Source organism: Salmonella sp. NW1250 (assembly GCF_051812965.1).
In the GTDB taxonomy this organism is placed as follows: domain Bacteria; phylum Pseudomonadota; class Gammaproteobacteria; order Enterobacterales; family Enterobacteriaceae; genus Salmonella; species Salmonella enterica.
In genome coordinates this window covers 408,474-428,177 of record NZ_JAMNDD010000001.1, presented here as the reverse complement: position 1 = coordinate 428,177, position 19,704 = coordinate 408,474, and the positions used below count along the sequence as shown (strand labels likewise).

At 49.9% G+C, this 19,704-nt stretch carries 15 protein-coding genes; 7 read left to right on the top strand and 8 right to left on the bottom strand.

Annotated elements, in window-relative coordinates; all coding sequences use genetic code 11:
• Positions 1–18: 18 nt before the first annotated feature.
• The 4 genes from adhP to bdm form a co-directional block, all read right to left on the bottom strand.
• Positions 19–1,029, bottom strand: a complete 1,011-nt coding sequence (gene adhP, locus NBA72_RS02230) for an alcohol dehydrogenase AdhP (RefSeq protein WP_000642447.1) — start codon at positions 1,027–1,029, stop codon at positions 19–21.
• Positions 1,030–1,314: 285 nt separating this feature from the next.
• Complete coding sequence (locus NBA72_RS02225; protein WP_000450511.1) at positions 1,315–3,012, bottom strand: NAD-dependent malic enzyme; 1,698 nt, start codon at positions 3,010–3,012, stop codon at positions 1,315–1,317.
• Positions 3,013–3,188: 176 nt separating this feature from the next.
• The gene (gene sra / locus NBA72_RS02220) at positions 3,189–3,332 is read right to left on the bottom strand and encodes a stationary-phase-induced ribosome-associated protein (protein ID WP_000841559.1); all 144 of its coding nucleotides are present in this window, start codon (positions 3,330–3,332) and stop codon (positions 3,189–3,191) included.
• Between the two features lie 94 nt (positions 3,333–3,426).
• Positions 3,427–3,642 carry a biofilm-dependent modulation protein gene (gene bdm, locus NBA72_RS02215; RefSeq protein ID WP_000495700.1) on the bottom strand — a complete coding sequence of 72 codons (216 nt, stop codon included), beginning with the start codon at positions 3,640–3,642 and terminating at the stop codon, positions 3,427–3,429.
• Positions 3,643–4,153: 511 nt separating this feature from the next.
• Here bdm and NBA72_RS02210 point away from each other — a divergent pair.
• From NBA72_RS02210 to glgX, 6 genes are all read left to right on the top strand, one after another.
• On the top strand, positions 4,154–4,585 hold the full coding sequence (locus NBA72_RS02210) for an OsmC family protein (RefSeq protein WP_000152297.1): 432 nt from the start codon (positions 4,154–4,156) through the stop codon (positions 4,583–4,585).
• Positions 4,586–4,936: 351 nt separating this feature from the next.
• Positions 4,937–5,266 carry an acid-activated periplasmic chaperone HdeB gene (gene hdeB, locus NBA72_RS02205; RefSeq protein ID WP_001032161.1) on the top strand — a complete coding sequence of 110 codons (330 nt, stop codon included), beginning with the start codon at positions 4,937–4,939 and terminating at the stop codon, positions 5,264–5,266.
• A gap of 142 nt (positions 5,267–5,408) precedes the next feature.
• Positions 5,409–6,194, top strand: a complete 786-nt coding sequence (locus tag NBA72_RS02200) for an OBAP family protein (protein WP_000698601.1) — start codon at positions 5,409–5,411, stop codon at positions 6,192–6,194.
• Positions 6,195–6,322: 128 nt separating this feature from the next.
• Positions 6,323–8,107, top strand: coding sequence for a malto-oligosyltrehalose trehalohydrolase (gene treZ, locus NBA72_RS02195; protein WP_042947265.1), 1,785 nt, complete (start codon positions 6,323–6,325; stop codon positions 8,105–8,107).
• Positions 8,104–10,632, top strand: a complete 2,529-nt coding sequence (gene treY / locus NBA72_RS02190; protein ID WP_042947267.1) for a malto-oligosyltrehalose synthase — start codon at positions 8,104–8,106, stop codon at positions 10,630–10,632. The genes treZ and treY overlap by 4 nt, the downstream gene beginning before the upstream one ends.
• Before the next feature lie 56 nt (positions 10,633–10,688).
• Positions 10,689–12,764, top strand: a complete 2,076-nt coding sequence (gene glgX, locus NBA72_RS02185) for a glycogen debranching protein GlgX (RefSeq protein ID WP_042947269.1) — start codon at positions 10,689–10,691, stop codon at positions 12,762–12,764.
• Between the two features lie 113 nt (positions 12,765–12,877).
• Here the strand turns inward: glgX and NBA72_RS02180 are convergent, their stop codons facing one another.
• The 3 genes from NBA72_RS02180 to NBA72_RS02170 all read right to left on the bottom strand — a co-directional run bounded on the left by NBA72_RS02180 (position 12,878) and on the right by NBA72_RS02170 (position 16,695).
• Positions 12,878–14,080 (bottom strand): MalY/PatB family protein, encoded by a 1,203-nt coding sequence (locus NBA72_RS02180; protein WP_042947270.1) that lies wholly within the window; start codon positions 14,078–14,080, stop codon positions 12,878–12,880.
• 12 nt (positions 14,081–14,092) lie between these two features.
• Complete coding sequence (gene nhaC / locus NBA72_RS02175) at positions 14,093–15,544, bottom strand: Na+/H+ antiporter NhaC (protein ID WP_042947272.1); 1,452 nt, start codon at positions 15,542–15,544, stop codon at positions 14,093–14,095.
• Between the two features lie 143 nt (positions 15,545–15,687).
• Entirely contained in the window at positions 15,688–16,695 is a 1,008-nt protein-coding gene (locus tag NBA72_RS02170) for a LacI family DNA-binding transcriptional regulator (RefSeq protein ID WP_042947273.1), read from the bottom strand.
• 257 nt (positions 16,696–16,952) lie between these two features.
• Here NBA72_RS02170 and NBA72_RS02165 point away from each other — a divergent pair, with 257 nt between their 5' ends.
• Positions 16,953–18,419, top strand: coding sequence for a hypothetical protein (locus NBA72_RS02165; RefSeq protein ID WP_000987826.1), 1,467 nt, complete (start codon positions 16,953–16,955; stop codon positions 18,417–18,419).
• A gap of 254 nt (positions 18,420–18,673) precedes the next feature.
• Here the strand turns inward: NBA72_RS02165 and NBA72_RS02160 are convergent, their stop codons facing one another.
• Positions 18,674–19,654 (bottom strand): NAD(P)H-dependent flavin oxidoreductase, encoded by a 981-nt coding sequence (locus NBA72_RS02160; protein ID WP_000876802.1) that lies wholly within the window; start codon positions 19,652–19,654, stop codon positions 18,674–18,676.
• Positions 19,655–19,704 lie beyond the last annotated feature (50 nt).

The following is a 19,704-nucleotide window of genomic DNA, read 5'->3' as shown; positions in this document are numbered from 1 at the left end:
ACGACCACAGCAAATCGTTTAACGACGGAAATCGATGACCATACGGCCACGAATTTGCCCTTGTTCCATCTCTTTAAAAATAACGTTGATATCTTCAAGCGGACGTAAAGCGACTTTTGGCACGACTTTTCCTTCCGCCGCGAACTGGAAGGCTTCGGTCAGATCCTGGCGTGTCCCCACCAACGAACCGACAACCTGAATGCCATCCAGCACCAGGCGAGGGATATCAAGGTTCATGGCTTCTGGCGGCAGCCCGACTGCCACCACGCGGCCTCCGGCGCGAACGGCATCTACTGCGGAATTAAACGCCGCCTTAGCGACCGCGGTAACCACCGCTGCGTGCGCGCCACCGGTTTTTTCCTGCACAATTTTAGCCGCATCTTCCGTACGTGAATTAATGGTCAGATCTGCGCCCATTTCCTCGGCCAGTTTCAGTTGTCCATCATTGACATCAATGGCGATCACTTTCGCATTGAAAACGTTTTTCGCGTACTGCAAGGCCAGATTACCCAGACCGCCCAGACCGTAGATGGCAATCCACTGGCCAGGTTTAATATGAGAAATCTTCACCGCTTTATAGGTGGTAACGCCCGCGCAGGTAATACTACTTGCCGCCGCAGAGTCCAGACCTTCCGGTACTTTCACCGCATAATCCGCGACGACAATACACTCTTCGGCCATGCCGCCATCTACCGTGTAACCGGCATTTTTCACGTTGCGGCATAAGGTTTCATTGCCCGTATTGCAATACTCACAGTGTCCGCATCCTTCATAAAACCACGCGACACTCGCGCGATCGCCGGGTTTCAGCGAGGTGACACCGGGACCGACTTCCGCCACGACGCCAATGCCTTCGTGTCCCAGAATGACGCCGGTTTTGTCACCGAAATCGCCGTTTTTCACGTGTAGATCGGTATGGCATACGCCGCAGCACTCCATTTTTAGCAAAGCTTCACCGTGGCGAAGGGGACGCAGCGTTTTCTCAGTAACATCAACCTGATGATCTTGTGTGACAACAGCAGCTTTCATAACCTTCTCCTTTTATTAATAGTGAACTGCATAGCAGATAAGTAATAGCAGGTAAGGCGCTATTACCTCTTTAGGATTAATATTTCTGATGAGTTATGCAAGGCGGCAGAAATACAATGTAATAGTTTAGCCAGGATTATCCTGATAAATCCCCGTTCAATACATAAAGGTGGCTAATATTAGTAGCTTGACAAATAAGCAGGAAAAGGAATTCAGGTGTGTCGACAGACTCGCCAAAACTAAAGAAGAAAGTGATATCCGGCGGCATTCACCGCCGGGTACGTATTAAATGGAAGTCCGACGGTAGTCGCGGTATTCCGGTTTCCAGAAGTTATCGTCAATCGCCTGTTGCAGCGCTTCCGCTGAGGTTTTCACCGCTACGCCTTGTTGCTGCGCCATTTTACCTACGGCAAAAGCGATAGCGCGCGACACGACCTGGATGTCTTTAAGCGCTGGTAACACTAACCCTTCGCCGTTATTCACCAGCGGAGAATGTTTCGCCAGCGTCTCACTGGCTGACATCAGCATTTCATCAGTAATGCGCGATGCACCGGAAGCGATAACCCCCAGACCGATGCCGGGGAAAATATAGGCGTTATTACATTGTGCGATCGGATAAACCTTATCTTTCCAGATGACCGGCGAGAATGGACTGCCGGTTGCCACCAGCGCGTTGCCTTCCGTCCAGGCGATAATGTCCTGTGGCGTGGCCTCCACGCGAGAGGTGGGATTAGAGAGCGGCATGACGATCGGGCGAGGGCAATGCTTATGCATCTCGCGGATGATCTCTTCAGTAAAGAGCCCGGTCTGGCCGGAAACCCCGATCAGAATATCCGGCTTCACGTTACGCACCACATCCAGCAGCGACAGCACGTCATTTTCGGTATCCCAGTGCTGGAGATTGTCGCATTTCTGCACCAGTTTTGCCTGGAACGGCAATAAATTTGGCATCCGGTCCGTCAGCAGGCCGAAGCGATCGACCATAAAAACGTTCTGTCGGGCGGCATCTTCGCTTAAACCTTCACGCTGAGTCTGTGCGATGATCTGTTCAGCAATCCCACATCCGGCGGAACCCGCGCCGAGGAAAACGATTTTCTGCTCGCTAAGCTGACTGCCGGCAGCGCGGCTGGCGGCGATCAACGTACCGACGGTCACGGCTGCGGTGCCCTGAATATCATCGTTAAAGGAGCAAATCTCATCACGATAGCGCGTCAGCAGCGGCATTGCGTTTTTCTGCGCGAAATCTTCAAACTGTAGCAGGATATCTGGCCAGCGCTGCTTAACGGCCTGAATAAACTCATCGACAAACGCATAATACTCATCGTCGGTAATGCGCGGATGACGCCAGCCCATGTAAAGCGGATCGTTGAGTAACTGTTGATTGTTGGTGCCGACATCCAGCACAACGGGAAGGGTATAGGCCGGACTAATGCCGCCGCAGGCGGTGTATAATGACAGCTTACCGATAGGGATCCCCATCCCGCCGATGCCCTGATCGCCAAGCCCCAGAATCCGCTCGCCATCCGTCACCACAATAACTTTAATGTTGTGGTTAGGCACATTCTGCAAAATGTCGTCCATATTGTGACGGTTCGGATAAGAGATAAATACGCCGCGCGCCCGGCGATAAATCTCAGAGAAGCGCTCACAGGCCGCGCCCACGGTCGGGGTATAGATAACCGGCATCATCTCTTCAAGATGGTTTTGCACCAGTCGATAAAAGAGCGTTTCGTTGGTATCCTGGATGTTACGCAGGTAAATATGCTTATCGATTTCTGTTTTAAACCCCTGATACTGGAGCCAGGCGCGTTCGGCCTGTTCTTCAATCGATTCGACGACCTCCGGCAGCAGCCCTGACAAATTGAAGTTGCGGCGCTCTTCTACGCTAAAAGCGCTGCCTTTGTTTAACAGGGGGAATTCCAGCAATACAGGGCCAGCGTAAGGGATATAAAGGGAACGTGCTTTCTTGGTTGTAGTTTCCATGTTACTCACTCTTTTTCGAATAACTGTCCCTGGCACCGTCGTTTATCATCATATATTGCCTTCCACCAGGGAACCGACCCTGAGTATAAAGCATTGTGAGACGTTAAGGTCATTCCTATAAACAAAAACACCATTGCAGATGCAATGGTGTTTAACGTCATTTCAGGACTGTACGATTACTTTTGGCTATCGGCGCGGCGCTTTCTGCCGGTTGGGTTATTCACCACGCTGCTGGTGTCGCCTTCAGTAACAACCTTACGCTGGTTGGAAATTCTGTAATCCAGTCCAAGTATATGACGAGCCTGACGGTTCGATTTCATGTTAACTCCTCAATCCTGTTGCTAGTTTTAAGGACAAATTCGCTTACGCGAAAGAAACGTAACCCCTAAGGTTGCCGATACAGCATAGCAGGTTTTACAGAGTCGGGTGCTGCCCGCTTACCACATAGTTGATGGTCTGCTGGTAGATGTCACTGAGGATGTCATTGTCGGAAGCCTCAACCCATTTGGTAAGCTCCATTAAAATATCATCTTCGGTGACAACGCCTAACTCCGCGCGTAATCCTTGTTCAATCGCGTTGACCAGGGCCGGTTGTGCTGCTGAGGTATTTGCTGAGTGATAAGTAAACATATAATGCCTCCGTGAACATGTATTTATTTAGTACGGCTCGCAGAAAATTAATTCGTATTCAGCATGGCAAATATTTTTGCGGCTGTGGTTAAGATTAGTCCTGGAGTTATTTTAACGCAAGGCGGAACTCTAATTGCTTACCCCAGAAGAAAATATATTACGTTTGCCAATTACATATCCTCATACTAGTAGTGGTCAATTAATATACATTTAAAAGGCTACTTATTGCGATTTTTATTCTTTATTACAACGAGATAAGACGAATCTTAATTTGAATGAAAATATACATAATGGAATACGCCTCCGGAAGAAAAAGTAAGGATAAAAAGAAGGATATATTCTTTAAAGAAAGGGAGGCCTGTTGGTTTAATATTCATCACTGAAAAAGCATACAACTATTTTCTATATCTGAAGTGCGGGTAATTGATAACATGCTATATCCATCGGCATGGACAACGCAGATTAGCAGGATGGTCTATACTTTATTTTTTGAGCCAACAGGAGAGCAAAAATGACAATCCATAAGAAAGGTCAGGCACACTGGGAAGGCGACATCAAACGAGGTAAAGGTACTGTATCAACAGAAAGCGGCGTGCTTAATCAACAACCGTATGGATTCAATACCCGGTTCGAAGGCGCGCAGGGAACCAACCCGGAAGAGTTAATTGGCGCCGCACATGCGGCCTGTTTCTCCATGGCGCTATCACTCATGCTGGGAGAGGCTGGATTTACGCCGACATCCATTGACACCACCGCTGACGTATCGCTTGATAAGGTGGAGGCGGGCTTCGCCATTACCAAAATTGCGCTACAAAGCAAAGTCGCGGTAGCAGATATTGATGCTTCAACTTTCGATCAAATCATCCAGAAAGCAAAAGCCGGGTGCCCGGTATCGCAGGTTCTGAATGCGGAAATCACCCTCGACTACCAGCTTAACGCCTGATAACCTCGCCAGCCCGGTAACGACTCTTGTTTATCGGGCTGTTGAATATACCTTCAGGCGGAGGGCTCGCTCCCGGTCTATCTGAGATCCTGCCGTATTTTTATCACCTCAACGCGCCGTAGACCACGTCTGTGGCTATTGTCGTGGTCTACTTTTTCGCCTTAAAATCTGCTCGCCATGTTGCTTTATTCATCAAACATCAAAATCAGTCAACGTAAATATCAATAATAGCCATATCGCGGAGGGTGATCTTTATTCCTGAGAGAGGAGGGGTATTATTTTCTGCGTTCTACATTAACGGGTTAACGCGCAGATGTAGAGGTTATTTATATAATTATTGGAGCAACAACAATGAATAAATTCTCCCTTGCTACAGCAGGTATTATCGTGGCAGCGCTGGTAACCAGTGTTAGCGTGAATGCGGCAACAGATACTACTAAAACAAACGTTACGCCTAAAGGTATGAGCTGCCAGGAGTTTGTTGACCTCAATCCGCAGACGATGGCGCCAGTCGCTTTCTGGGTGCTGAATGAAGATGAAGATTTTAAAGGCGGGGACTACGTTGATTTCCAGGAAACTGAGACGACAGCAGTGCCGCTAGCCGTTGAGCTTTGTAAGAAAAACCCGCAGAGTGAATTAAGCAAAATAAAAGACGAAATCAAGAAAGAACTCTCAAAATAAGAGTAAACTGATATCAAAACCCGGCCTGTGTGTCGGGTTTTACTATTTGTGACGCCGTCACAAATAACATCTTCCATTTCTTCTACCAATCACGTGGTATTGCACTATTTTCATTAGAGCCCTTTCACTATATGGAGACCTAATGAAAATTTTACCGCTGGCACTCTTTATCATTCCTTTTCTGGCCGGATGCGGCGCCAATAATACGCCGCCGCAAACGCCTATTCCCGGGGAAAAAACCTCTGCCAAATTACGTACCCTGGAAACAGGCGCGGCGGCTATTCAATCCAGACCACCTGTCGATGCCATCAGTACCTACCTTGACGGGTTCCATTTTTATAGCGGTGATAAAAACGGACAGATGGAAGCGCACCATTACGTTACCGTCCTGAACGAAGATGTCATGCAGGCGGTGATTTACGACGGCAATACGAAAAACGCGCGCCTGATGGGGGTGGAGTACATTATCAGCGAACGTTTATTTAAAACGCTTCCTCCCGAGGAGAAAAAACTGTGGCACAGCCACCAGTACGAGGTGAAATCCGGTAGCCTGGTGGCGCCTGGCTTACCGCAGGTCGCTGATAAGGCGTTGATGAGTAAGATTGTTAATACTTATGGCAAGACTTGGCACACCTGGCATACCGACCGGGATAAAACCCTGCCAATGGGTATCCCTGCGCTGATGATGGGCTTTACTGGCGACGGGCAGCTTGACCCCGTGCTGCTGGCCGATCGGGATCGCCGTCTGGGAATTGATACCCAGGCCATTAAACGCGAACGGCAGGATCTGCCTGAACATCCCGTTGTTAAGGGGGCTAACGCCTGGGAGCAGGGGGAGGTTATCCAGCTACAGCGTGTTCAGGGCTCTGGCGAACACGGGCGAGGCGATACCGCGCACTTCGGTACATCTGAGCAATCCCGACAATAATTCCACGGTTTTACACGCAGATAGGAAAAAGAATGCCTGTTAAGTGACAGTGTCACGTAAAAATTAGCCCCATAGTCTATGCTTGTTTTTCGGATGCTGTAGAGGTTATGGGTTAAACGGAGCGACAAATGAGTTCAAAAATTTTTTGCAAAAGCTGGGGAGCTGAATATATCGCCGCTGATGTTGTCCGCTTTCGTCTTTGGGCCACCGGTCAGCAAAAGGTTATGCTCAGGCTTGCGGGTAAAGACCAGGAAATGCAGGCGAGCGGTGACGGCTGGTTTACGCTGGACGTCTCCGGGGTGAGGCCAGGTACGGAGTATAACTTTGTACTCAGCGATGGCATGGTGGTCCCCGATCCGGCTTCCCGCGCTCAAAAAACTGACGTCAACGGTCCGTCATATGTGGTTGATCCAGGCAGCTACACGTGGCGCAACACCGGGTGGAAAGGTAGCCGTTGGGAGCAGGCCGTGGTGTATGAGATGCATACAGGCACGTTCACTCCGGAAGGCACCTTCCGCGCCGCAATAGCGAAGCTGCCTTATCTCGCTGAACTCGGCGTTACCGTTATTGAAGTGATGCCCGTTGCGCAATTTGGCGGCGAGCGTGGCTGGGGCTATGACGGCGTACTGCTTTACGCGCCGCATTCTGCCTATGGGACGCCGGATGATTTCAAGGCGTTTATTGACGCCGCGCATGGGTATGGTCTTTCCGTCGTCCTGGATATTGTGCTGAACCATTTCGGCCCGGAGGGAAATTATTTACCGCTATTGGCGCCAGCGTTTTTCCACAAAGAGCGCATGACGCCGTGGGGAAATGGTATCGCCTATGATGTCGACGCCGTGCGGCGCTATATCATCGAGGCGCCGTTATACTGGCTGACAGAATACCATCTCGACGGCTTACGCTTTGACGCTATCGATCAGATTGAGGACAGTAGCGCCAGGCATGTGCTGGTTGAAATCGCACAACGTATTCGGGAAGACATTACCGACAGATCCATTCATCTGACCACCGAAGATAGCCGCAATATTATTTCTCTGCATCCCCGAGATCAGGATGGCAATGCGCCTCTGTTTACCGCCGAATGGAATGACGATTTTCATAATGCCGTCCACGTTTTTGCGACCGGAGAGACCCAGGCCTACTACAACGATTTTGCTGATGCCCCGGAAAAACACCTCGCAAGAGCGCTGGCCGAAGGATTCGCTTATCAGGGAGAAATTTCACCACAAATCGGCGAACCTCGCGGCGTAAAAAGTACCGGACAACCCCCGGTCGCTTTTGTGGATTTTATTCAGAATCACGATCAGGTCGGTAACCGCGCCCAGGGCGACAGACTGATAACCCTGGCGGGTGCTGAACGAACAAAAGTATTGCTCGCCACGTTGCTGCTTTCACCGCATATTCCGCTGCTTTTTATGGGCGAAGAGTATGGCGAAAGCCGTCCTTTTCTTTTTTTTACCGATTTCCATGGGGATTTAGCCCGCGCCGTTCGTGAAGGTCGCGCAAAAGAGTTTGCCGATCATGCAGGGGAAAATGTTCCGGACCCGAATGCGCCAGAGACCTTTCAACGCTCAAAACTTAACTGGAAGCAACAGCACAGTGAAGAGGGTAAAGCGTGGCTGGCGTTTACCCGCGAACTACTGCTTTTGCGCCAGAAGCATATCGTGCCGCTGTTGTCCGCTGCCCGTGAGAGCTCAGGAACGGTATTGCAAACCGCGCCCGGGTTTATTGCCGTTAGCTGGCGTTTTCCGGGAGGAACACTGTCACTGGCGCTGAATATTAGCGCCACGACGGTATTGCTGCCCGATTTACCGGGTAAGACTCTCTTCGCCTGGCCGAATGAATCCACCGGGTCGCTTTCCCAACATTCTCTTATTGTCCGCTTAGCCCAGGGAGAGTCTGCATCATGATCCCAACTGCAACGTATCGTCTTCAGTTTCGCAATGGCATGACCTTCGATCGCGCTGCGGCGCTGGTGCCTTACCTTAAAAATCTGGGTATCAGCCATCTTTATGCCTCACCCATCTTTACCGCCACCAAAGCGTCAACGCATGGTTATGATGTCACCGATGCGAATGAGATTGAGCCCTCTATTGGCGGGCGCGAAGGATTTGAAAGACTGGTGGCCGAACTTAAAGCGCAAGGGCTGGGATTGATCATCGATATTGTGCCTAATCACATGGCCAGCTCGCTGGAAAACGCCTGGTGGCGCGACGTGCTTGAATATGGCAAGGAGAGCCGTTACGCGCGCCATTTCGATATTGACTGGTCGCGCCGACTGACGCTGCCTTTTTTAGGCGACACGTTTGACGCCGTGCTGGAAAACGGAGAAATTGCGATCAAGCCCGATCCCGCTACGGGTAAACCCACGTTCGCCTATTATGATAACTATTATCCGCTTGCGCCGGCGACGTGGCAGGGGCGCGAGGCCGAAATACTAGCGCTTACCGATAAAGCCGCTATTGCTGATTTGCATGAGCGCCAGCCGTGGAAATTAATGTCCTGGCGCGAGGCCGCTCGCTCGCTTTCATATCGGCGTTTCTTTGAGGTCACAGGGCTGGTAGGAATGCGGGTGGAAGATAAAACCGTCTTCGACGATACACATCGGCTGATTCTGGAGCTGGTCAGAACGGGGGCGGTTGACGGTTTACGTATCGATCATATCGACGGCCTTGCCGATCCGAAAGCCTATCTTGCGCGTTTACGTCAGGAAGTGGGGCCGGCGTGCTATATCACCGTGGAAAAAATTCTCGCTAAAGGCGAGCAACTTCCTGATGACTGGCCGGTTTCCGGCACCACAGGCTATGAATTTATCGCCTCGCTGGCGGAGGTGCTGGTTGACGATGAGCAGATAGACAATCTGCGCCAGGCTTACGAGACCGTTAAAGGCGCGCCAGTGGATATGCGGGCGGAATTACGGGCGGCTAAATTGCTGATGGTCGATCGCAATTTCGAGGGGGAATTTACCCGGCTGCTCGCGCTTGCGCTGTCGATTGCCAGCGAGCTACAGATCGCACAGGAAGAGAGCGTCGTTCGGCAGGCGTTACGCGAGTTATTAATTGCCTTTCCCGTATATCGCACTTACGGCACGGCAGAAGGGCTACCGCCGACCGATATTTGCCTGTTACACCGTATTGTGGAACGGGTAAAGACGCTTGAAAATCCTCCGCAGCCAGAAGCGCTTACATTTCTGAGCCGTCTTCTTACCGGCGATGTTCCCGCCTCCAGCCAGGAGGAGGCGACACAGTTTCGCGTTCGGTTCCAACAACTCACCGGTCCGCTGATGGCGAAATCGGTAGAGGATACGCTTTTCTTTCGTCAAAACATGGGACTGGCGTTAAATGAAGTCGGCGCCGAGCCCGTTACGCATCACTTCTCCATCGAACGCTTTCACCATGAGATGAAAACCCGACAGGCGCGACAGCCTGATGCGCTATCCGGTACGTCGACCCACGATACCAAGCGAGGCGAGGATGCGCGAGCACGCCTGTATACGCTTACCGAAGCGCCGGAACAGTGGAGCGAATGCCTTGCCCGCTGGCGGCAGATGAACCAGACCCATGTCAAATTTTTAAATGATGGCACTGCGCCAAAATCGGCGGATACGTGGATGTTATATCAGGCGCTGACCGGCGTCTGGCCCCCGATGCTACAACCACAGGACGAAACAGGTTTAAACGCGCTGAAAATACGCTTTGAAGCCTTTGTGGAGAAAGCGCTACGCGAAGCGAAGCTACGTACCGATTGGGTGGACAGTAATGAGGCTTACGAAACGGCAATGCTTGATTACGCCCGTTATTTACTGGCACCGGATAATCAGACATTTTTGCAGGATTTTTATCGTTCCTTGCAACCCTTCATCCGCGCAGGGCTGGTTAACAGCCTGACGCAGACCGTTATCAAATTAACCGCGCCGGGGGTACCTGATATCTATCAGGGGAGCGAGGCGTTGAATTTTAGTCTTGTCGATCCCGACAACCGCCGCGAACCGGATTTCGCCATGCTGGCGCAGCAGTTAGACCAACTAACGCCGGGAGTTTTCTCGCGCGAAGAGAGTTGGCTGAACGGGCAGGTGAATCAGTATGTCACAGCTGCATTACTGCGTTTGCGTCAGCAGAATCATGAGCTCTTCCGTTTTGGCGACTATATACCGCTGCGGGCTGTTGGTCAGCGTGCCGACAAGGTCATCGCTTACGCCAGAGTCAATCATGATGATGCGCTGATTGTTGTTGCGCCCCGACTAGTGTTCGCCGAATGTGACGGCTTATTGTCACAATCGCATAGCGGTTTCTGGGCAGGAACCGACATTATTATACCCGGACAGCTTAATCAGCATCATTATCGCAATGTGCTTACCCAGGAGAGGTTAATGCCTGGTGAACGCCTGTCGTTGGCCTCACATCAGGGCGGCGTACTGGTTTTAATGAGCGACTGAGTTTATGTGTTGATGTGCCGTGACAGGACAACGTTTACCGTGGGTGGAGAAAGAGAATGACAACAAACAGGGCTTTTGAAATCAGAGCAGGATACAGCCATACGCTTGGCGCAAATTATGACGGCGAAGGCGTGAATTTCGCTATTTTTTCCGCCCATGCGGAACGCGTCGAGCTTTGTCTTTACGATCCGAGCGGGGAGCATGAAATCGCTCGTCTGGAGTTACCGGAATATACCGACGAAATATGGCACGGCTATGTCCCGAAGTTGCAGCCCGGCGCGCTGTATGGGTACCGCGTTTACGGTCCTTATGACCCGGAAAATGGTCATCGTTTTAACCCCAACAAGCTGCTTATCGACCCTTATGCCCGTGAGCTGGTGGGCGATATTCAGTGGAACGATGCGCATTTCGCGTATCAATTACTTCATGACGATAAAGATTTGACCTTTGATGACCAGGATAGCGCGCCATTTACGCCTAAATGCCGGGTGATTGATCCGGCTGAGGCGAATTGGGAGGATAGACAACGGCCTTCCATACCGTGGTCGAACGCCATTATTTATGAAACGCATGTAAAAGGCTTTACCCAGCTTAATTCCGCGATCCCTGAGCCTCTACGCGGTACGTTTGAGGGCATGGGGCATAAAGCCAGCGTGGATTACATTAAAAGTCTGGGTATTACCTCCGTCGAGCTTTTACCCGTTCACTGGTTCCCGGACGATCAGCATCTGCTCGATAAAGGACTGAAAAATTTCTGGGGATACAACTCGCTGGGCTTTTTTGCGCCGGCGACGCGCTACTATGGTCCAAAAGGTATTCAGGGATTCCGCGATATGGTGCGCGCTTTCCATGATGCCGGCATCGAAGTGATACTGGATGTGGTCTATAACCATACGGCAGAAGGGAATGAGCTTGGCCCCACGCTATCATTTAAAGGTATCGATAACTTCTCTTACTATCGCACCATGCCCGATCAGCATCGCTATTACATTAACGATACAGGGACAGGTAATACCGTCAATACCTCTCATCCACGGGTACTGCAAATGGTGATGGATTCGCTTCGCTATTGGGCGGAGTCAATGCATGTCGACGGCTTTCGTTTTGATTTGGGCACCATTCTTGGTCGTGAGCCGGAAGGCTTTGATCAGAGAGGCGGCTTTTTTGATGCGGTAACGCAAGACCCGGTACTGGCAAAACTGAAACTGATTGGCGAACCCTGGGATATCGGACCGGGTGGCTATCAGGTTGGCGGTTTTCCACCAGGGTGGGGCGAATGGAATGATAAATACCGCGATACGGTGCGCGAATACTGGAAAGGTGACAACGTCACAAATGATTTCGCCGCACGCCTGCTGGGTTCCGGCGATCTCTATGATTTGCGCGGCCGTCGCCCCTGGTCAAGCGTTAACTTTATTACTGCCCATGACGGCTTCACGCTGAACGATCTGGTGTCTTATAACGACAAACATAATGAAGCCAATGGCGAAGATAATAATGACGGGCATAATGATAACCGCTCCTGTAACTATGGCGCAGAAGGGCCAACCGACGACGAAGGCATCAATGCGATACGCGAGCAACAGAAACGTAATTTCCTGACCACCTTGCTTTTCTCGCACGGCACGCCGATATTATTAGCGGGCGATGAGTTTGGCCGCAGCCAGATGGGCAATAACAATGGCTACTGTCAGGACAGTGAAATATCGTGGGTCCACTGGGATAATTTGCCGGAAACCGCCAATGCGCTACGGGAGTTTACCCGTCATCTGATTCAACTGCGCGCCACGCAACCGTTGCTGCGCCGGGAGAGCTGGCGTGACGGTCTGGAGATCCGCTGGTTTAACGCCGGCGGAGGGGCGCAGCAATCCGAACAATGGGATGAGGGATCGACGATAGGCGTATGCATTAGTCGACCCGATCTACAGCCGGAAGCGGGGATCTGGCATGACGCCTTACTGCTTTTCAATCCGTTTGAAGGCAGCGTACCGTTCCGTATTCCGATGTGGGGAGAAGGCGGCTGGGTACTTGAACTGACGACTGCCGATAACGCGCAGCAGGGAATGCGGATTACCGAAGAAATGGATTTCGATCTGGCCGGGCGCAGCATCGTATTATTCAGACGCCCCTGATAGTAAAACTGCGCTCCGGACCCAACCGGCCTTGATGGCCGGTTTTTTTACTGGCGCTCAGGCGATATCATGTCGCAGAAATAACACCGTTGTCAGTTTACCGCCCGAAAAATTCATCCGCCTGTTGGTATTCCTTTGATTGTCTTCACCGATATTCGCTTCAGGCCGTCTATTGCCATTTCAAGGTAGGTACGTGGACATCCCAGATTTAAACGGATAAATCCGCTGCCCGCCGGGCCAAAGCCGCTGCCCATTGAAGGAGCAATACCCGCGACATCCGCCATTACCCATTTTAGCTGTTCGTCATCCAGTCCCAGTTTTTTACAATCCATCCATAATAAATAGGTTCCCTGCGCCGGGACAATTCTTGCCCAGGGAAGGTGCTCTGTCGCCTGTTCAACAAACCAGCGGCGGTTTTCCGCCAGGTAATCCAGTAGCGAATCCAGCCACTGTCTACTTTCATTCCATGCGGTAGTCGCCGCCTGAACGGAGAGGGCGTTAAAGACATCCAGCCCATGAGCGTCCAGACGAGACAGGAAACGCTGGCGAAGCGTAGGATCGGGAATGAGAAAATTAGAAATTCGCAACGACGATAAGCCAAACGTTTTGCTGGCCGCAGTGGCGGAGATTACCCGTTTATGCCAGCGCTCCCCTAAATGCAGTACCGAGGTAAAGGTTTCGCCGGGCAGCAATAGATCGGCCCATATTTCATCCGAGATGAGAGTGACATCATAAGCTTCACATAAGAAAAGCAGTTGCTCCAGCTCGTTGGCCGACCAGCAACGCCCGGTTGGATTATGTGGATTACACAAAATCATCAGCGGAGGGCGCTCATGGCGAAACAGCCTTTCCAGTTGGCAAAAATCCATCTGGTAGCCGTCGTCCGGCGACTCGCTAAGGGGATTCTCCAGCAGTTTTCTACCATTAAGCGTGATTATTTTGGCGAAGGAGCCATAGTATGGTCCCTGTACCACTACGCCGTCGCCTGGATGCGTCAACATTTGCACTAAGAGCGCCAACCCTGGTACGACGCCTTCCACGCTGCATACCCATTCTTGTTTTAACGTGAGCTGGTGGCGTGATGAAAACCAGTGAAGCAGGGCGTTAAAATAGGCCTCATCGCGTTCGCTATAGCCAAATACGCCGTGCTCGATTCGCTGATGCAATGCCGCCTGAACCTCAGGCGGGCAGGCAAAATCGAAATCAGAAACCCACATCGGCAGCAGTTTTCCAGCGCCGTCGCCAAAGTGACGCTCAATAAAATCCCACTTTACCGAACCAGTATTGTTGCGATTGATAATCTGGTTAAAATCCATCTTGTTTCCTTATTATTCCGTCACTGACGTTTGCGGCGACTTTTCTGAAGCGGAGGCAGTTCTGGCAATACCAATTCCGCTAAAACCATAAATTAATGCGAAGAAGATTGCCGCATAGCATTGGATAGCCCAGGGCAGAAGATCAAGCGTGCTAACGCCCAGCGTGGTTGCCATGTAGACGCCAGCCGAGGTCCACGGCAGGAGAGGTTCGATAACGGTACCGGCATCTTCTATCGTCCGTGAAAGGTTTTTAGTATCCAGCCCCATACGACGATAGGCATCTTTAAACAGTTCGGCGGGAACTAACAATGCCAGTTTACCGTCGCTGGTCGCTCCTGTGACCAAAATTGTGGTGCCGATAGTGGCGGCAATGAGCTGACCAACGCTATGAATAATAGTCAGCAGCCGGTTAATGATGATCGTTAACGCGCCGGTTAACGTTAGCGCTCCGGCAAATGAAAAAGCGCAGAAAACTAACAGTATTGTTCCCATCATCGAGAACATTCCGCCCCGGTTTAGCAGGCGCGGAACATCGGCCACGACACCTTCTGCGCCTTGTGGGAACATGGCGATATCAAATCCATCAATGAAAGCGTCCAGTCCCTGTTTGATGCTCAGTCCCTGCATGATGACGCCGAGGAACAAGGCAAGTACGCAGGCGCTTAACATTAATGGGATGACAGGCTTCTTGCGAATTGCGCCCCACAGTACGATCACCGGCGGCAAAATAAGAACAATATTAAAATGGTATAGCGACTCCAGCGAGTGGATGATGTCCGTAACGCGCTGCGGCGTGGCCACCTCGCCCAGCATATTACTGTGTCCGGCGATAAGATAAACCACGGCGGCAAGCAGGAAACTTGGCAGGGTCGTCCAAAGTAAATGCTGAATATGCTCAAACAGAGTAGTGTCTGCGACAATCGCGGCAAAGTTAGTCGAGTCGGACAACGGTGAGATTTTGTCGCCGAAATAAGCGCCAGAAACGACGGCGCCAGCTGCTGCTGCAAGAGACACGTCCAGCCCGGCGGCAACCCCCATTAACGCAACGCCAACCGTCCCGGCGGATCCCCACGATGTACCGGTACAGACGGAGACCACGCTGGTTAAAAAGAAGGCTGCAATCAAAATATATTCCGGGCTTATGAGTTTTAGCCCCCAGTACACCATGTAGGGAATGGTGCCACTAAACATCCAGGTGCCAATCAAACCACCCACGCAGATCAGGATCATGATAACCGGCATTGCTTTAGCCAGCTTATCCACCACTGAGTTGATGATGTCTTCCCAACAGTATCCTTGCCACCATGCAATGCCTGCCGCTACCGCCGCAGAGCACAGAAGGAGCGGTTCGATACGTAGCCCCATGATGCCGTAACCGATAATCAACAATAACAACATGGAGATGACTGGGATTAGCGCTAAACCCAATGACAGCGTTTTCTTCTTGTTTTGTGATGCACTCATAATGGAGCTCCGGTCAGTAAGGTAGCTCAAGGGTAGGGGGATACGCTTCCCACTACTGTGATCCATTACTTTCGTCCATGTAACCGATTACATGAGAAGGGTTAATTTGATAGTCATCACAGTTTTTACTGTTGACGACGCATTCATCGTGAAAAATAGGGCGCGACAGAATCGCGGATCACCAGTTCGGCATTGAAATGATTGCTGCTGGGCGGCGGCGTAATGCCGTGGTATAACTGTATCGCCAGTTGCGCGGCACAACGCGCCATTTGTTCGACCGGATAATGCATTGTTGTTAACGCCGGATAAAGATACCGGGCCAGCACCACATCATCAAAGCCGACAATAGAGAGCTGTTGCGGAAGCTGAACGCCGCGTTGATGAAGAATACGCATAATGCCAGCGGCCATCACATCGTTAAACGTGACCGCAGCCGTAAGGGGAAGCCCGCTATTGATAAGTTGATGCGCGGCCCGCTCGCCGCCTTCTTCGTTAAACGGAACGCTAATCACCCAGCGAGGGTCTGGAGAAATACCATATTCTTCCAGCGCCTGACGGTAACCATCAAGGCGTTCCTGACGATCGATAATTGGCAAGTCAGATGTCACACAGGCAATGCGCCGATGCCCGTTCGCCAGGAGATATCGGGTCGCTTCCCTGGCGGCGCTGCGATTTTCCAGCCAGATACACCGGTTGGCCATACCGGCGATATAACGATTAACAACAACCAGCGCTGGAAAGTGGGCTGCGTAGCGCAGCAGCTCTTTATCCGGTAATCGGCTGGCGTGTACAACAATAGCCTCACAGCCTTGATTAACCAGAAAATCCAGTCCCGCTTTTTCCATTTCTTCATCGTGGCCGCCGCTACATACCATCAAGCGATACTGCTGCTTACGAGAAACATCTTCTACGCCGCGAGCAAGGTGGGCAAAAAAAGGATCAGCCAGATTGCCGGTTAACAATCCGAGCATATCGCCGCTACGTTTCGCCAGCGCGATAGCGGCGGCATTCCGGCGATAATTGAGATCGCGCATGGCTTTCTCTACACGTTCGCGCGTGACGGGTTCAACCCACGCGGTCTGGTTAATGACACGTGATACAGTCGCGGTTGATACACCGGCCAAAGATGCAACATCCTTTATTGTCGCCATGTTAAGCTCATATTTGTTCGTTTAAAGGGTATCAAAGCCATTGATTATCATGTTACGTGGAAATCAGTGCAATCACTGCGGCGCAGCCTGAATTTATAAACATTTTTAAAATCATCCTAAATCCTGGTAACTGCAAATTTTAGTAGCTACCTCAATGAGTTATTGACCACTGAATTTTCTACGATAACATGACTAACAATATACACATGATAAGAACCACTACACTGGGAAATCGTTGCGTGGTGGTTCGGAGATAGATGATGAGTAGTATTACAAAAAGCATACAGAATGAATATGTTTTATTGATGGAAAACGCTTTTTCTGAAAAATATAAATATGCGTTTAGAAATTTAGAACTGAAAGAATTACGTAGATTCATCCTGAAGGAGCTAATTAGCTCTCCCGAGTTAGATAATCAACTTACAAACCTAATCGTGTTGCTAAATAAATTTTGGGATACTCACGCCGCGGCGCTTATAACAGAAGTGCGGGCGTCTAAAAGTTATCGATTATTACTTCCGATTCAACGCTTTGGTTATAACATATCTAATCACCTTAGATCTCTGGGGATTTATTTTGATAGCATCATAATGGTTGATCCATTACATTTTCCTTCTCTTAGCTCTCTGCATTCATTTTTGTCATTGCCACCAGATAATAGTTATGTCCGCATGCGCAGGTTGGTATTACTTGAACATGTTTCTAATCTATTTCGCGCCATCCCGTTTATGACTATTGATGATGATTATCCAATTTTTCTAATCGTTCCTGAATTACTGGATTTTGATAAAGAACGCAATCATGAACAATCTGCCGCTTTTCTAAGTCAGCTCTTTTTTAAAGATAGAAAAATGGATTACGCTACTTATTTAGCGTTTCTTGAGCACTTTGGGAGAAATGAAGAAACATTCCAGAAGATCCTAATAAATAAAGAATTATTAAAAACATTGCTTAATAATTTTAATAACATCGAAAAAGAAGTCTGGGTTTACGATACAGATTTAAAGAGTTTTACAACAAGAGAGGTAGATCTTCTGGATTACGATCTGCCGTCAGCTATAGCAACCTTACTGGGTAAGGTTGAAGGTGCAATTTATGCACAACGATCAACTCAATTATCGGCAACACTATTAGGCATTGATCCGGTTATTTATAGTAACCATATGTTTTTACATGAATGGACTACGGAGCAGTTGGTCAAGGATTATGGTAAATTAAATCCTCTTTCTTCTGAAGAGCAAGCGATTACAATGGGCCTTTCAGCCGCGGAAGTAAAATTCCTTACTGCGCTTTCCGATCTGGAATTAAAAAAGATTAGAGAAAGAGGTCAACTGGAATCCTTAAGGCATGAACTAAGAATCTCAAGGCATGACTTGCAAGGAAAAACACCAGATCAAATGCAAGATGCGGCAGATAATTTTTCAAAACATTTAATCAATGTGGTCGAAGAGTATGGAAAATCGCATGAATCAGCCATTAAGAATTCAAAGAAAAAAAAGATCTCATCTGGATTAATTTTTGCAGGAACAGCCACGTTAGGTATAGCTTCACTTGCCATGCCGCAATTGACATTACTTTCAGCAGCAGCAACGGGAATTGGCCTGGCCTTTGGAGGTAAAAGTCTGGCAGATATTTTTAGTGAACATAAAGCACATAAAAATGAAATCCAGATATTAGAAAAAACACCCGTATCGCTTTTGTATGGGGCATATAAAAAGAAATAGTCATACTGTGTATACCGTCTGGTAGCGGAAGTCAGTTTTTGAAGCAATTGTCGTAAAGTTACTCAAACAATCATTTCGGCTTTGCTGATAAGCACAGCGGCTTGTCCGGTGGTGAGCCGGTAGTCACAGGGTAGGGGAGGAATACATCCTATGGCGTTTCAATGTCTGAAAACACTACCACATCTTGTGTCAGAGGGCCGCTGCGCGCCAGGCCGTTTCGCAAAGTTCGATTGCTTTTGCAGTCAGTACTGCCCTTAACAAATAGCCAGCTCGTTCACGACCTCAGCTACGCTCTTGATGCTGCGGATATTTCCAATGCCCGTGCCCAGCGCAATGTATCCTTCATCTGTATTACCTTCCAGCATGCCGATACGCAACCCTCGTAAACCTCCCATCGTCTGGGCCAGTTCTTCATTGCTTGCACCAGCTTTATCCATCGACACGAGCTTGTCAGCCAGCTTGCCAGGAAGTGAGCGGTAGTAATCTGGCAGGGTACGGAAAAGCAGCAAATCCAGGCCGTTAGCATTAATGATTTTATCCTTTACTGACTGCGGCACACGGCTTTCTTCTGTCCCAATAAACACCGAACCAGCAAAGACACCCTCTGCTCCCAGCGCATGGGCAGCACGGGCGGTACGGCTATCGGCAATCCCGCCTGCAGCCATGACGGGAACACTCTTCACCGAGTCCGCAATCAGCGGCACGATCGAAAAGGTGCCAAGCGCGGTGCCCGGCAATGTGCCACCTTCATCAAAACCTGTTGCAACAATAATGTCGGCGCCGGCTTTTTCCGCTAAACGTGTATTTTCAGGTGTCGGATTAATATCGCGGTAAATAATTGCAATACCCGACGCTTTTAGTTCATTAAACAGCGAAGTGATAATAGCTCCGTCTCCGTAACCGGTATAAACAACAGCTTTTACTCCCTCTTCCTTTATTACCTGTAGGATAGGCGGAGTCCAGATGTCGTTTTCAGGGGTTGGAATAAGGTTCACCCCGAATGGTTTTTCGGTAAGTTTTTTGGTTTTACGAATTTCTTCACGCATTTTTTCTGCTGTTTCTTCAGGCGTTGATACAGCAGTTTCCGCTGTTAAGCCCGCATTTGGGCCAAGCACACCCAAACCACCGGCGTTGCTTACGGCTGCAACCAGTCTTGCATCGGTAAGCCAGGACAGTGGGCCTTGTATAACAGGTTTTTCGATACCCAGGATCTGGCAGATACGGTTGTACTTCATGACGTGATCTCCTTCGAACAAATTTTCAGCCAGCCTTTTAGGCGACTGTG